This is a genomic window from Bacillus vallismortis (genome assembly GCF_004116955.1).
Taxonomy (GTDB): Bacteria; Bacillota; Bacilli; order Bacillales; family Bacillaceae; genus Bacillus; species Bacillus vallismortis.
The window spans coordinates 3,570,001-3,584,719 of record NZ_CP026362.1; the positions used below are offsets into that span (position 1 = coordinate 3,570,001).

The following is a 14,719-nucleotide window of genomic DNA, read 5'->3' on the forward strand; positions in this document are numbered from 1 at the left end:
CTCATCGTTTACGGCGTGGACTACCAGGGTATCTAATCCTGTTCGCTCCCCACGCTTTCGCTCCTCAGCGTCAGTTACAGACCAGAGAGTCGCCTTCGCCACTGGTGTTCCTCCACATCTCTACGCATTTCACCGCTACACGTGGAATTCCACTCTCCTCTTCTGCACTCAAGTTCCCCAGTTTCCAATGACCCTCCCCGGTTGAGCCGGGGGCTTTCACATCAGACTTAAGAAACCGCCTGCGAGCCCTTTACGCCCAATAATTCCGGACAACGCTTGCCACCTACGTATTACCGCGGCTGCTGGCACGTAGTTAGCCGTGGCTTTCTGGTTAGGTACCGTCAAGGTGCCGCCCTATTCGAACGGCACTTGTTCTTCCCTAACAACAGAGCTTTACGATCCGAAAACCTTCATCACTCACGCGGCGTTGCTCCGTCAGACTTTCGTCCATTGCGGAAGATTCCCTACTGCTGCCTCCCGTAGGAGTCTGGGCCGTGTCTCAGTCCCAGTGTGGCCGATCACCCTCTCAGGTCGGCTACGCATCGTTGCCTTGGTGAGCCATTACCTCACCAACTAGCTAATGCGCCGCGGGTCCATCTGTAAGTGGTAGCCGAAGCCACCTTTTATGTTTGAACCATGCGGTTCAAACAAGCATCCGGTATTAGCCCCGGTTTCCCGGAGTTATCCCAGTCTTACAGGCAGGTTACCCACGTGTTACTCACCCGTCCGCCGCTAACATCAGGGAGCAAGCTCCCATCTGTCCGCTCGACTTGCATGTATTAGGCACGCCGCCAGCGTTCGTCCTGAGCCAGGATCAAACTCTCCATAAAGTAATGGAGCGCAGATTAAGTTCGTCACATCCTGTGACAACATCTGCATGACCTGCATCGTGCAGGCCCCTGACTACGCACATCGCTGTGCGATTTGTTTAAAACTGAATTAACAGGTACGTTTTGTCTTGTTTAGTTTTCAAAGAACTTTGCGTGCTTCTCTCGAAGCGACTACTTAATAGTAACATTTTTAGTTAACTAGGTCAATACTTTTTTGAAAAAGTTTTTGCTAGTCATGTTTGCGTCTCTTAAAAGACAACAGAAATGATTATACCATATTTATTATGGCTGTAAAGGGTTATGTCAAAAAAAGCGCAGCTGGTTCGCTGCGCTTTTTCTCACACTTCTTCTTGTGATTCTTCTAGATCGTCTTCTTCATTTTTCTCTACTAATGCTACTGTAGCAACATGCTCTTCATCTGTCATTCGGATGAGGCGCACACCTTGAGTGACACGTCCAGTGATAGAGATGTCATTGATGTCCATTCTAATGAGTACGCCGCTGGCTGTAATAATCATTAGATCCTCTTCACCTTTAGTGGCTTTAACTGTTACTAAGTGGCCGTTGTTCTCAGTGATTTTCGCTGTTTTGAGTCCTTTTCCGCCACGGCTTTGGGTTCTGTACTCTTCAGCCGGAGTTCGTTTTCCGTAACCTTTTTCAGTTACGATGAGGATATGTGATTCTTCCTCTAATATCTCCATGCCCACAACAACGTCGTCATCGGTCAAGGTGATGCCTTTTACACCTGCTGCAGTTCTTCCCATTTCCCGGACATCTGTTTCAGGGAAACGGATCAGTAATCCGTTTTTCGTACCGATGATCATTTGTTTTGTGCCGTCAGTCAGACGTACACCCATCAATTCATCATCTTCACGAAGACTCAGAGCAATCAAGCCATTGTTACGGATATTAGCGAACTGAGAAAGCGAAGTCCGTTTTGAAACCCCGTGCTTTGTGGTGAAGAAAAGGTAAAGATCCGCGTTGAATTCAGTGACTGGAATAATCGCGTTGATCCATTCACCCTTTTCTACTTCCAATAGGTTGATAATCGGGATTCCTTTTGCTGTCCTGCCGTATTCAGGGATTTCATATCCTTTTGCACGATACACTTTCCCCTTATTCGAGAAGAAGAGAATCGTGTCATGTGTTGAGGTGGAAATCAAATGCTCAACGAAATCATCTTCGTTTGTTCCCATTCCCTGCACCCCTTTTCCGCCTCGTTTTTGACTGCGGTAAGTTGATGCAGGAAGACGTTTGATGTATCCGTTGTGCGTCAGTGTGACAACAATGTTTTCTCTCTCGATGAGATCTTCATCTTCAATTGCCTCTAGTCCGGAAGTGACGATCTCTGTACGTCTTTCATCGTTAAAGCGCTCTTTGATTTCTGTGAGTTCTTCGCGGATGATCTCAAGCACTTTATATTCATTTGCCAAGATGTCTTTTAGCTCTGCAATTAATTTAACAAGAGATAGGTATTCTTCTTCGATCTTCTCACGTTCCAATCCTGTCAAACGCTGCAGCCTCATATCGAGGATCGCTTGTGCTTGCTTTTCTGTCAGTGAGAATTGTTCAATTAAACCTGTTCTCGCAATTTCAGCCGTTTGAGAATTACGGATAAGGGAAATAACTGCATCGAGATGATCCAAAGCCACTCTCAAACCTTCTAAGATGTGAGCTCTCGCTTCCGCTTTACGCAATTCATAGGCAGTACGGCGTCTAATTACGACTTTTTGATGGTCAAGGTAATGCTCTAAGCATTGCTTTAGATTTAAAACCTTCGGCTGACCGTCAACAAGTGCAAGCAGGTTGATACCAAAAGATGTTTGCAAAGCAGTTTGTTTGTACAGATTGTTTAAAATAACATTTGCATTGGCATCGCGTCTGATTTCAATGACAACTCTCATTCCTGTACGGTCTGATTCATCACGCAGATCTGTAATACCCTCTATCTTCTTGTCCCTTACAAGATCAGCAATCTTCTCGATTAGTTTCGCCTTATTTACTTGGTAAGGTAACTCTGTAACGATAATTCTTTCTTTACCTGAAGATGTTTGTTCGATCTCAGCTTTTGCCCGGATTGTGATAGAGCCTCGGCCAGTTTCGTATGCTTTTCGGATGCCACTGCGTCCTAAGATTTGACCCGCAGTCGGGAAGTCAGGACCTGGAATAACCTCCATAAGATCCTGTATTGTGATTTCAGGATTTTCACTGACAGCAAGTACACCGTCAATAACTTCTCCCAGCTGGTGTGGAGGAATGTTTGTTGCCATACCTACCGCAATTCCCGCAGCACCGTTTACGAGCAGATTCGGGAACCTTGAAGGCATAACGACAGGTTCTCTTTCTGATCCGTCATAGTTATCCTGATAATCGATTGTGTCTTTTGTGATGTCTCGAAGGATCTCCATTGAGATTTTAGACATTCTTGCTTCTGTATAACGCATGGCAGCCGCTGAGTCCCCGTCAACAGAACCGAAGTTTCCGTGACCGTCAACGAGCATATAACGATAGTTGAAATCCTGCGCCATTCTGACCATGGATTCATATACCGCTGAATCACCATGCGGGTGGTATTTCCCGATAACTTCTCCGACGATACGTGCGGATTTTTTATAAGGCTTGTCACTTGTCATGCCCAAATCGTTCATTGCATACAAAATCCGTCTATGAACCGGTTTTAAACCGTCACGAACATCCGGAAGAGCCCGGGACACAATAACGCTCATTGCATAATCCAAGAAGGACGTACGCATTTCCTGACTGATATTTATTTCACGAACTTGTGGTGTGTTTTGTTCACTCATTAAAAAACCTCCCTGAAGTATCACATGAAATATGTGGGAGTAGATTGTCCATTATGATCTTCAATACGATTTCACTATTCTCCATTATATCAATAAACTTATGATTATACACATTAAATTGCTAGAATATATAGGTATTGCAAGCATGACTGTATCTGATCTTGTTCAGAAAAAAGCCTTATTTCATATTGGAAATAAGGCTTTTTATGATTAGATGTCAAGATTTTTAACGTATCTCGCATTCGCTTCTATGAAGTTTCGGCGCGGTTCTACTTTATCGCCCATCAGCATTTCAAACGTCTCATCCGCATCCATTGCATCTTCAAGAGTTACCTGAAGAAGTGTTCTAGAGCTCGGATCCATGGTTGTCTCCCATAGCTGAGTGGCATTCATTTCTCCAAGACCTTTATAACGCTGCAATCCAGGCTTAGGCGTTTGAGGAAGAGTTTGTAACAGGTCATCAAGCTCTTTGTCATTGTATGCATATTCAACACGTTTCCCCTGTTGAATCTTATAGAGCGGCGGCTGTGCAATGTACACATAGCCATTTTCAATGATTTGGCGCATATATCTGTAAAAGAACGTTAATAGCAGTGTTCTGATGTGCGCACCGTCAACGTCCGCATCTGTCATAATGACAACTTTGTGATAACGGGCTTTCTCCAGATTGAAATCTTCCCCGATACCTGTGCCGAGTGCCGTGATCATAGAACGAACTTCGTTGTTAGAAAGAATTTTGTCTAATCTTGCTTTTTCAACGTTCAGGATTTTACCTCTAAGCGGCAAAATGGCTTGGAAATGTCTATCGCGGCCTTGTTTAGCTGATCCACCGGCAGAGTCACCCTCTACGATATATAACTCGGAGATGCTCGGGTCTTTTGATGAGCAGTCCGCTAGCTTGCCGGGAAGGTTTGAAATTTCCAAAGCACTCTTGCGGCGTGTTAATTCACGCGCTTTTTTCGCAGCCATTCTAGCTCTGGCCGCCATTAAACCTTTGTCGACGATTTTTTTTGCCGCATCCGGATTTTCAAGCATAAATGTTTCCATTGCCGTAGAAAATAACGTATCGGTGATCGTCCGTGCTTCTGAGTTGCCTAGTTTTGTTTTCGTTTGGCCTTCAAACTGCGGATCAGGGTGTTTGATGGAAATAATCGCGGTCAACCCTTCTCTTACATCGTCTCCGCTTAGGTTCGGATCATTTTCTTTAATAAGCCCTTTTTTTCTGGCGTAATCGTTGATCACACGAGTCAGACCTGTTTTGAAGCCTGCTTCGTGAGTCCCGCCTTCATACGTGTTAATGTTGTTTGTAAACGAGTAAATGTTGCTTGTATAGCTGTCATTATACTGCAACGCCACTTCAACCGTAATGCCGTCTTTTTCACCTTCGATGTAAATCGGCTCTTCATGGACAACCTCTTTAGAACGGTTTAAATACTCTACATAACTTTTAATTCCGCCTTCGTAATGATACTCATTTTTGCGCTCTTGTCCTTCACGTTTATCTTCAATCGTGATGTTTACGCCTTTTGTCAAAAAGGCTAATTCGCGCACACGGTTAGCAAGCAGATCATAATCATACTCAGTTGTTTCTGTGAATATCTCAGGATCCGGGAAAAAACGTGTTGTCGTTCCTGAATGATCTGTTTCACCAATGATTTCAAGGTCTGAAACCGGGACTCCGCGTTTATAGGTTTGACGGTGGATTTTACCGTCACGATGTACTGTCACAACAAGCTCGGTTGAAAGCGCGTTTACGACTGACGCACCTACACCGTGCAATCCTCCGGATACTTTATAACCGCTTCCGTCAAATTTTCCTCCGGCATGAAGCACCGTCATAATGACTTCTACCGCAGGCCGGCCCATTTTTTCATGAATACCGACTGGAATACCGCGGCCATTATCTATCACTGTGATGCTGTTGTCTTTTTCGATTTGGATATTGATATCCGTACAATAACCGGCGAGGGCTTCGTCAATACTATTGTCGACAATTTCCCATACCAGATGGTGAAGGCCTTTGCTGTTTGTTGAACCGATATACATACCCGGTCTTTTACGAACAGCTTCCAATCCCTCTAGAACCTGTATCTGATTTTCATCATAACTGTTTTGCTGCTGTTCCATAGCCACGTCATTCACCTACACTTTTCTAAACGATATATTCGTGATAAAAAACTTCTAAGAATCTATTTCAAACATAAATTGCGCACGTTTTTTTAATGTGCTGGAAGATAAGGGAGAGTAATATATATTCTGAACCGTGACTACGATAGATTTTGGCGTGCCGTTTACGGAAGGCACCACCTTGCGTTTCTGTTTTTTCAGAAATTCTTCAACAATAGGCGACATGTTGGCTTTAAAATCAAAAATGCCGACAATATCCCGTGTTGAAACCACAAAGTCATCTCCTAAATGAATATACAATTGCCCACCTCATTTCTTCACTTCACTAACGCACCGTTCTGCACACGGAACATTCCTGCTTGACGTAAGGTTTCGTGATCAATGCCATCAACGCTTGTCGTTGTGACAAACGTTTGTACACGGCCTTGGATCGTATGAAGCAAGTGCGACTGGCGATAATCATCCAGCTCACTTAATACATCATCCAATAGTAAAATGGGGTATTCTCCGATTTCCTCATGGATCAGGTCAATCTCCGCCAGTTTAAGGGACAATGCCGTTGTTCGCTGCTGTCCTTGAGAACCATACGTCTGCACATCGCGTCCGTTCACATAGAAAAGGACATCGTCACGATGAGGCCCCGAAAGCGTAACACCGCGCTCAATTTCTTTTTCTCTTAATTTAGAAAACGCTTCTTGATAGCTATCTCCTATTTTCGACAAGTCTTCAGGATCTGATACCTCAAGAGCCGTATGGTACTTCAGGGTCAGCTCTTCAAGCCCTCTTGAGATGCCCGTATGAATAGGCTGTGCCCATTTTTCGAGCTGCGCTGTAAACTGCAGGCGTTTTACGACGACTTTTGACGCAACTTCTACAAGCTGATCGGTCAAGACATCGAGCATTGTTCTGTCAGTTTGTTTTCTTGTTTGCAGCTGCTTCAAAAAATGATTTCGCTGGGAAAGGATTTTCTGGTAAAGAGAAAGATCATGCAGATAGATAGGGGAAACCTGTCCGATTTCCATGTCGAGAAACCGCCTTCTCACTTGAGGGCTTCCCTTTACCAGATTTAAATCTTCCGGTGCGAACATGATGGTATTGAGGGCCCCGACATACTGGCTGAGCTTTTGCTGTTCAATATGATTGACCTTGCCCTTTTTACCCTTTTTGGAGATGACGAGCTGCATCGGGATCGCCCCGTTTTGCTTCATCACTCTTCCCTCTATTTTAGCATAGTCTTTTTCCCACCGTATAAGTTCTTTGTCATTTGATGTCCGATGCGACTTCGCCATGGACAAGACATAGATCGCCTCCATGAGATTTGTTTTCCCCTGGGCGTTTTCTCCGATGATGACATTTACTTTGTTTTCAAATTGGAGTTCAGTATGGTCGTAGTTGCGGTAAGATGTCAGTTCTAAGTTCTGGATATACAATCAGTATCACCCGCTTTAATTGACAACTTGAAATGAACCAAATCCTTCAATCTCTACCACATCTCCAACATACAGCTTTCTGCCTCGGCGGTTATCCGGCTCGTTGTTCACTAGCACTTCATGCTCGCTTAAAAACCACTTCGCCATACCGCCTGACTGAATGACATCGGCTAATTTCAAAAATTGTCCAAGTGTAATCATCTCTGTATCAATTGAAATCGGATTTGCCATTTTATCGACCTCTTTCAAATATCACTAATATCTAATTGTACTAAAAAAAAACGGATTAGGGAAAGGGAAAACTTATCGGAGCTGATGCCGAATAGAAAAGCTGCCGAACAGGTCGGCAGCGGTGTATCGGATTAATAGGTTCTGACAGGAAGGATAAGCTGTACAATCGTTTCATCATTCGGCGTGCGAATTAAGAAAGGCCTCATTGCACCTGTAAAGCTTACGCGTATCTCCGCTCCTTCAAGCACCTTTAGTGCATCCAGCATATATTTTGGACTAAATGAGATATTTAATTCCTCACCATCAATTTGATCTGCAAGAATGGCTTCCACTACTTTTCCGATTTCAGGTGAGTTAGACGAAATCTCAATGGATTCAGCAGGTTTTGCAGAAAGTTTCACTACGTTGTTGCGTCCCTCTCTGGCTAGAAGGGATGCACGATCAATCGCCTGAAGGAATTCTTTTGTGTTCACAATGATTTCTGTTTTGCTTTCCTGCGGAATCAGGCTGGTCGTGTCCGGGTAATTACCGTCCAGAAGCCGTGAGAAAAACAAGACGTTTTTGGCTTTAAACAGAACTTGGGTTTCTGTAATCACGATATCTACAAGTTCCTGATTGTCATCCAAAATCTTACTGAGTTCAGTTAAGCTTTTCCCTGGAATCACGACGTTATAAGATCTGTCTTCCGGAATATCAAGTTTCGCTTTTCTTAATGCCAGACGGTGGCTATCCGTCGCAGTGCATAATAATTCACTTTGCTCCACCTTCCAGTTTACACCTGTCAAGATAGGCCGTGTTTCTGAGGTGGACACCGCGAACACTGTTTGTCTGATTAGATTTTTCAGCAAATCAGTTGGAATCTGTATCGCATGATGCTCTTCGATTTGCGGCAAATGCGGATACTCATCGGCATCAAGCCCGTTTAGGTTAAATTCAGCTTTTCCGGAACGGATAATTGTCAAATACTGATTTTGTACTTCGATTTCGACAGTTGCCATCGGAAGTTTTTTTACAATTTCACTAAAGAAGCGGGCTTGTAAGACGATGCTTCCAGGCTGTTCTATCGTGACGATTTCCTTATCTCCTTCTTCTTTAGGAATAAAGGATTCAATAGAAATGTCTGAATCGCTTCCTGTAAAGGATACTCCATCATCTGACGCAACGATTTTAATACCAGTCAAGATGGGAATTGTAGTTCTGGATGAAACGGCTTTTAATACATCTTGGACACTTTCAACAAGACGATCTTTTTGAATCGTGAATTTCATTTTTATCCTCCTAACGGATAATGTATTAATATATATATTTTAAAAAAATAGTAGAAGTAATAGTAGGGCTTGTGGATTTGTGGATAAGTTGTGAAAAAGACAGGAAACACAGCCTATCCACATGTGGACAGACTGTGTATGACTACTGAAAAGTTATTCACACTTTCCCCGATTAATCCCCGCCTGCTATTTAAGCTGTTCTTTAATTTCTTTTACATGCTGCTGAAGTTGTTCATCGTCTGTCAGCAGTTTTGAAATTTTTTCATGCGCATGAATAACGGTCGTATGGTCACGGCCTCCAAACTCTTCCCCGATTTTAGGAAGAGAGGAATCCGTCATCTCCCTTGATAGATACATGGCAATTTGACGCGGAAAAGCAACTGATTTTGTGCGTTTTTTTGCTTTGAAATCCTCAAGCTTAATATTAAATTGCTGGCCTACTACCCTTTGAATTTCTTTTATCGTAATCACTTTCGGTTTTGAAGAAGGAATAATATCTTTCAGCGCCTCAGCGGCCAGATCAGCATTAATATCTTTATTAATTAAAGATGAGTACGCAACAACCCTGATCAATGCTCCTTCAAGTTCCCGAATATTGCTGTCGATTTGATTTGCGATATAGAGCATAACCTCGTTCGGAATATCGAGGCCCTCTGCTTTGGCTTTTTTTCTTAAAATCGCAATTCTCGTTTCCAAATCAGGCGGTGTGATATCCGTAATCAAGCCCCATTCAAAACGTGAGCGCAATCTGTCTTCAAGTGTCGGAATTTCTTTTGGCGGTCTGTCACTTGAAATGACGATTTGTTTGCTTTCTTCGTGCAATGTGTTAAATGTATGGAAAAATTCTTCCTGGGTCTGTTCTTTTCCCGCTAAAAATTGAATATCATCTATCAAAAGCACATCAACATTTCGATAGCGATTGCGGAAGTCGACGGCTTTATTATCCCGGATAGAGTTGATGAATTCGTTAGTAAATTTCTCAGAAGACAGATAAACCACTTTGGCAGAAGGATTATGATCTATTACATAATGGCCGATCGCATGCATTAAGTGTGTTTTCCCTAGGCCGACGCCCCCATAGATAAATAAAGGGTTGTATGCTTTCGCGGGTGCTTCCGCTACTGCGAGAGAAGCAGCGTGTGCAAATCGGTTTCCAGATCCGATGACAAAAGTATCAAAAGTGTATTTTGGATTGAGCATATTTTGAGGAAAATCAGATGTCTCTTCTTTGACCGCTTTTTTGACTTGCGGTTTCGGCATAAAGTCTTCAACATCTTGATTTTGAGGAATGACAAACTTAATGCTCAATTCTTCCCCGGTTAATTCATATATTGTATCTGCAATAAGATGCAAGTATCTGGACTCCAGCCAGTCTCTGGCAAATTCATTAGGAGCGGTGATTGTCAATGTATCTCCCTGCAGTGAGTGAGCTTTGGTTGATTTCATCCAAGTTTCAAAACTCGGTTTGCTCAATTTTTTTTCGATTTGAGCTAGAGCTTGATTCCACAGATCTAATATATTTTCCATCTTCCGGCACGTCCCTCCTTTTCGTAGAAAATGGCATCCTTCTCTGTTATAGAACACAAAAAAAGAGCAAATGGCGCTTGCCATTCGTACACATTAAATGTTGAAAACATATAATATAGTAGATAAATAGCTTTTCGACAAATTTCACAACTTGTGGACAACATTCTACACAAGCTGTGTGAAATCAATCCACAACTTATCCACAATTTGTGGATAAGGAGGGAAGGTGAGATTCGTAATCAAGAGTTAAAACACAAATATAATACCAAAATAAACGAGAGCTTGCAATGGGTGTCACAATCTTATCCACAAAGCGGACAACCTGTTGAAAATTTTTTGTCCACAGGGGTTGGTAACGTGAAAATGTTGTCGATAACCTCTGTGGATACTAAAAAAAGGCGGAAAAGATATCCACACTCGCATTTTAGGGAGAATGAGTAGGTTATCTTTTTTCGTTAATTTAAGGAATCTTAAAAATAAGGTTTCGAAAGTTGAAAAGGTATGGTATCCTATTATGGTTGCAAGAAATAAAAGCACTAGTGAAGTTGACAATGAACAGGTAACGCAAATATAATAAGTAAGACTGTCTTTAACAGCTATTCCTCGAGGGAGGTGTCATAAATGAAAAGAACATTCCAACCGAATAACCGTAAACGCAGTAAAGTTCATGGCTTCAGAAGCCGTATGAGTTCAAAAAACGGTCGTCTAGTTTTAGCACGCCGTCGCCGCAAAGGCAGAAAAGTATTATCAGCTTAGGCCACTGAATAATGTCAGTGGTCTTTTTTCACTTTATGGGAAAAGATAAATGTGATGCGAAATGAACCGGGGCGCTTCCTGGTTCTGATGCATCTCATTTTTCATCATAAATTTTAAAAGTTTCTGGCAGCCAGTATCGGAGTGAGTCATTTGAAGAAGCGAAATCGTTTAAAGAAAAATGAAGATTTTCAAAAAGTGTTTAAGCATGGGACATCAGTAGCGAACCGCCAGTTTGTCTTATATACGCTTGATCAGCCTGAAAACGATGAGCTGCGTGTCGGGCTTTCCGTCAGCAAAAAAATTGGCAACGCTGTGATGCGAAATCGAATCAAACGTTTGATTCGGCAGGCCTTTCTTGAAGAGAAAGAGAGACTGAAGGAAAAGGATTACATCATTATTGCCAGAAAACCGGCGAGCCAGCTGACATATGAGGAAACGAAAAAAAGTCTGCAGCATCTATTCAGGAAGTCTTCTTTATATAAGAAATCTTCGTCAAAGTAAGCAAGGGCATTGCTTTCTGATCACTTTTAAAAGCGCTTCCTTTCTGGTTGAACAGAAAAAGGCACCATTTAAATCTGAAAGATGCTAAAATACATACAAGTATGCTTTGCAATAAAAGAGTGTAAAGATTAATTATAGGAGGAAATGTTGTTGAAAAGGAGAATAGGGTTGCTATTAAGTATGGTTGGCGTATTCATGCTTTTGGCTGGATGCTCGAGTGTGCAAAAGCCGATCACTGCAGATAGTTCGCATTTTTGGGACAAGTACGTAGTATATCCTTTGTCTGAGCTCATTACGTATGTAGCGAAAGTCACGGGAGATAACTATGGACTATCAATTATTCTTGTTACCATTTTAATTCGTTTATTAATTTTGCCGCTGATGATTAAGCAGCTGAGAAGTTCGAAAGCGATGCAGGCTTTACAGCCGGAAATGCAAAAGCTTAAAGAAAAATACAGCTCAAAGGATCAAAAAACGCAGCAAAAGCTTCAGCAGGAAACAATGGCTTTATTCCAAAAGCACGGTGTCAATCCGTTGGCGGGATGTTTCCCGATTTTAATCCAGATGCCGATTTTAATTGGATTCTATCATGCGATCATGAGAACACAGGCGATATCAGAGCATAGCTTCTTATGGTTTGACTTAGGAGAAAAAGACCCTTACTATATTCTTCCTATCGTTGCCGGGGTCGCTACATTTGTTCAGCAAAAGCTGATGATGGCGGGCAATGCGCAGCAAAATCCGCAAATGGCGATGATGCTTTGGATTATGCCGATCATGATTATCGTATTTGCGATCAATTTCCCGGCGGCTCTTTCTCTTTATTGGGTAGTCGGTAACTTGTTTATGATTGCGCAAACTTTCCTTATCAAAGGACCTGATATTAAAAAAGATCCTGAACCGCAAAAAGCTGGAGGAAAGAAAAAGTGAGAAATGTAACTGCTGCAGGGCGAAATGTCGATGAAGCAGTACAGTCCGGATTACAAGAGCTGGAATTAACAATGGATAAGGTGGATATTACCGTTATTGAAGAGGGAAACAAAGGGTTTCTCGGTATTTTCGGTAAAAAGCCGGCGGTCGTAAAGCTTGTTGAAAAGGTTGATCCAATTCAGCAAGCGAAGTCTTATCTTCATACGATTGCCGAAGCCATTGCCGGGAAGTCTGAAGTGACCGTAAAAGAAAACAAAAAGACGGTGAGTTTCCATATAACAGGCGAAAAAGCGGCATTGTTGATTGGAAAAAGAGGACAAACCTTAAATGCTCTTGAAACTTTGACACAGCTTGTCATTAATCGTTATCCAGGGCAATTCAAAAATGTCACGGTAGATGCAGAAAACTATCGTTTAAAAAGAAAAGATACACTGAGTCAGTTGGCCATCAGGCTTGCAGACCAGGTTTTGAAAACGAAAAAAGAAGTTCATCTTGAACCTATGCCGTCCAGTGAAAGAAAAATCATTCATGATACTCTTTCTGAGTATGCAAATCACCAGATCAAAACGTATTCAATGGGTGAAGGCGAAAATCGCCATCTCGTTATTTCCCATAAAAAATAGCATAAAACCGAAGTCCGGTAAAAAGCGGATTTCGGTTTTTTTGTATGAGAAAAATCTATTTTTCCTAGTCATATCAAGCTTTTGCCGTTTAAGTTTTTTCTTTTTAGGTGTATCCTGTTGATAAAAAGGAAGTTCAGGAAATAAAATTAATTGTTATTCACATGTGGATAAGTTAAAGTAATAGAGGGTGAATCCCTTATTCTGTGGATAACACATCTTCCACTTCGAACCAAACTATGTTATCTTTTAGTTTTGGCATAATAAAAATTTTTTTATATAGATGAAAGTATAAGTAAAGAGAGGTGAACAGCATGGATACAATTGCGGCAATTTCCACACCGATGGGAGAAGGCGCGATTGCGATTGTACGGTTGAGCGGACCAGAAGCAATTCAAATCGCAGATAAAATGTATAAAGGGCCGAAGGGGAAAACACTCAGCTCGGTTGAATCACATACGATTCATTATGGTCACATCGTAGACAGACCTTCGGATCGTGTCGTTGAGGAAGTAATGGTATCAGTGTTAAAAGCGCCGAGAACTTTTACACGTGAAGATGTCATCGAAATTAACTGTCACGGGGGAATTGTGACTGTGAACCAAGTGCTTCAGCTCGCATTAAGAGAGGGAGCGAGATTGGCAGAGCCTGGTGAATTTACAAAACGCGCGTTTTTAAACGGCCGAATCGATCTTTCACAGGCAGAAGCGGTTATGGACTTAATCAGAGCAAAAACGGACCGGGCAATGAACGTCGCCATGAATCAAATGGAAGGGCGTCTTTCTGCTTTGGTGCGCCGTTTACGCAGTGAGATTTTAGAAACGCTGGCTCATGTTGAGGTAAATATAGATTATCCGGAGTACGATGATGTAGAGGAAATGACGCATCAGCTTTTGGTTGAAAAGGCAACCGCCGTGAAAAAAGAAATTGAGGCACTGCTGAGGACTTCTGAGCAAGGGAAAATCTTGCGTGAAGGTCTATCTACTGTTATTATCGGCCGGCCAAATGTAGGGAAATCATCTCTTCTGAACAGCCTTGTTCATGAGGCGAAAGCCATTGTGACTGATATACCCGGAACGACTCGGGATGTGATTGAGGAATACGTTAATGTAAGAGGCGTTCCGCTTCGTCTAGTTGATACAGCGGGTATTCGTGAAACAGAGGATATTGTTGAACGAATCGGTGTTGAACGTTCTCGCCAGGTTCTTAAGGAAGCGGACCTGATTTTACTTGTGCTTAATTATAGTGAAGAGCTTTCTGAAGAAGACGTAAAGCTTTTTGAAGCCGTTGAGGGCATGGATGTTATCGTGATTATGAATAAGACTGACCTTGAGGCGAAGATTGACAGTGAGCATGTCCGTGAGCTTGCCAATGGACGTCCTGTTGTTACGACATCTCTTTTAAAAGAGGAAGGCATCAATGATTTGGAAGAAGCGATTCAATCGCTGTTCTATACTGGTGCTATTGAAAGCGGAGATCTGACTTATGTCAGCAATACACGTCATATCTCTATCTTACAGCAAGCAAACCGTGCCATTGAAGATGCGCTTAGCGGCATCGAACAGGATGTCCCGATCGACATGGTGCAAATCGACCTGACAAGATGCTGGGAGCTTTTGGGCGAAATCATCGGAGATGCTGTCCATGAAAGCTTAATTGATCAGCTCTTTTCACAATTCTGTTTAGGAAAATAAT

The 14,719-nt window shown here is 42.4% G+C and carries 12 protein-coding genes and 1 rRNA gene (1 of these 13 cut by a window edge); 5 read left to right on the forward strand and 8 right to left on the reverse strand.

Annotated elements, in window-relative coordinates:
* From BV11031_RS18925 to dnaA, 8 genes are all read right to left on the reverse strand, one after another.
* Window positions 1-830, reverse strand: a 16S ribosomal RNA gene (locus tag BV11031_RS18925); it reaches 720 nt to the left of the window's first position.
* 338 nt (window positions 831-1,168) lie between these two features.
* Window positions 1,169-3,634 carry a DNA topoisomerase (ATP-hydrolyzing) subunit A gene (gene gyrA / locus BV11031_RS18930; RefSeq protein ID WP_129550833.1) on the reverse strand — a complete coding sequence of 822 codons (2,466 nt, stop codon included), beginning with the start codon at window positions 3,632-3,634 and terminating at the stop codon, window positions 1,169-1,171.
* Between the two features lie 210 nt (window positions 3,635-3,844).
* Complete coding sequence (gene gyrB / locus BV11031_RS18935; RefSeq protein ID WP_039074860.1) at window positions 3,845-5,761, reverse strand: DNA topoisomerase (ATP-hydrolyzing) subunit B; 1,917 nt, start codon at window positions 5,759-5,761, stop codon at window positions 3,845-3,847.
* A gap of 54 nt (window positions 5,762-5,815) precedes the next feature.
* Complete coding sequence (remB, locus tag BV11031_RS18940) at window positions 5,816-6,061, reverse strand: extracellular matrix regulator RemB (RefSeq protein WP_039074861.1); 246 nt, start codon at window positions 6,059-6,061, stop codon at window positions 5,816-5,818.
* Window positions 6,062-6,078: 17 nt separating this feature from the next.
* A complete protein-coding gene (gene recF, locus BV11031_RS18945) occupies window positions 6,079-7,191 on the reverse strand; it encodes a DNA replication/repair protein RecF (RefSeq protein ID WP_129550834.1) in 1,113 nt (370 codons plus the stop codon).
* Window positions 7,192-7,206: 15 nt separating this feature from the next.
* On the reverse strand, window positions 7,207-7,422 hold the full coding sequence (rlbA, locus tag BV11031_RS18950) for a ribosome maturation protein RlbA (protein WP_003219264.1): 216 nt from the start codon (window positions 7,420-7,422) through the stop codon (window positions 7,207-7,209).
* Window positions 7,423-7,553: 131 nt separating this feature from the next.
* Window positions 7,554-8,690: a DNA polymerase III subunit beta gene (dnaN, locus tag BV11031_RS18955; RefSeq protein WP_039074863.1), complete on the reverse strand. Its 1,137-nt coding sequence runs from the start codon at window positions 8,688-8,690 to the stop codon at window positions 7,554-7,556.
* Window positions 8,691-8,876: 186 nt separating this feature from the next.
* On the reverse strand, window positions 8,877-10,217 hold the full coding sequence (dnaA, locus tag BV11031_RS18960; protein ID WP_039074864.1) for a chromosomal replication initiator protein DnaA: 1,341 nt from the start codon (window positions 10,215-10,217) through the stop codon (window positions 8,877-8,879).
* Window positions 10,218-10,838: 621 nt separating this feature from the next.
* Here dnaA and rpmH point away from each other — a divergent pair.
* The 5 genes from rpmH to mnmE all read left to right on the forward strand — a co-directional run bounded on the left by rpmH (window position 10,839) and on the right by mnmE (window position 14,718).
* Entirely contained in the window at window positions 10,839-10,973 is a 135-nt protein-coding gene (gene rpmH / locus BV11031_RS18965; protein ID WP_003178075.1) for a 50S ribosomal protein L34, read from the forward strand.
* Between the two features lie 150 nt (window positions 10,974-11,123).
* The gene (gene rnpA / locus BV11031_RS18970; protein WP_003242628.1) at window positions 11,124-11,474 is read left to right on the forward strand and encodes a ribonuclease P protein component; all 351 of its coding nucleotides are present in this window, start codon (window positions 11,124-11,126) and stop codon (window positions 11,472-11,474) included.
* 144 nt (window positions 11,475-11,618) lie between these two features.
* Window positions 11,619-12,404, forward strand: a complete 786-nt coding sequence (gene spoIIIJ, locus BV11031_RS18975; RefSeq protein ID WP_129550835.1) for a YidC family membrane integrase SpoIIIJ — start codon at window positions 11,619-11,621, stop codon at window positions 12,402-12,404.
* Window positions 12,401-13,027: an RNA-binding cell elongation regulator Jag/EloR gene (jag, locus tag BV11031_RS18980; RefSeq protein ID WP_121641656.1), complete on the forward strand. Its 627-nt coding sequence runs from the start codon at window positions 12,401-12,403 to the stop codon at window positions 13,025-13,027. The genes spoIIIJ and jag overlap by 4 nt, the downstream gene beginning before the upstream one ends.
* Window positions 13,028-13,338: 311 nt before the next feature.
* On the forward strand, window positions 13,339-14,718 hold the full coding sequence (gene mnmE / locus BV11031_RS18985) for a tRNA uridine-5-carboxymethylaminomethyl(34) synthesis GTPase MnmE (protein ID WP_121641655.1): 1,380 nt from the start codon (window positions 13,339-13,341) through the stop codon (window positions 14,716-14,718).
* Window position 14,719 lies beyond the last annotated feature (1 nt).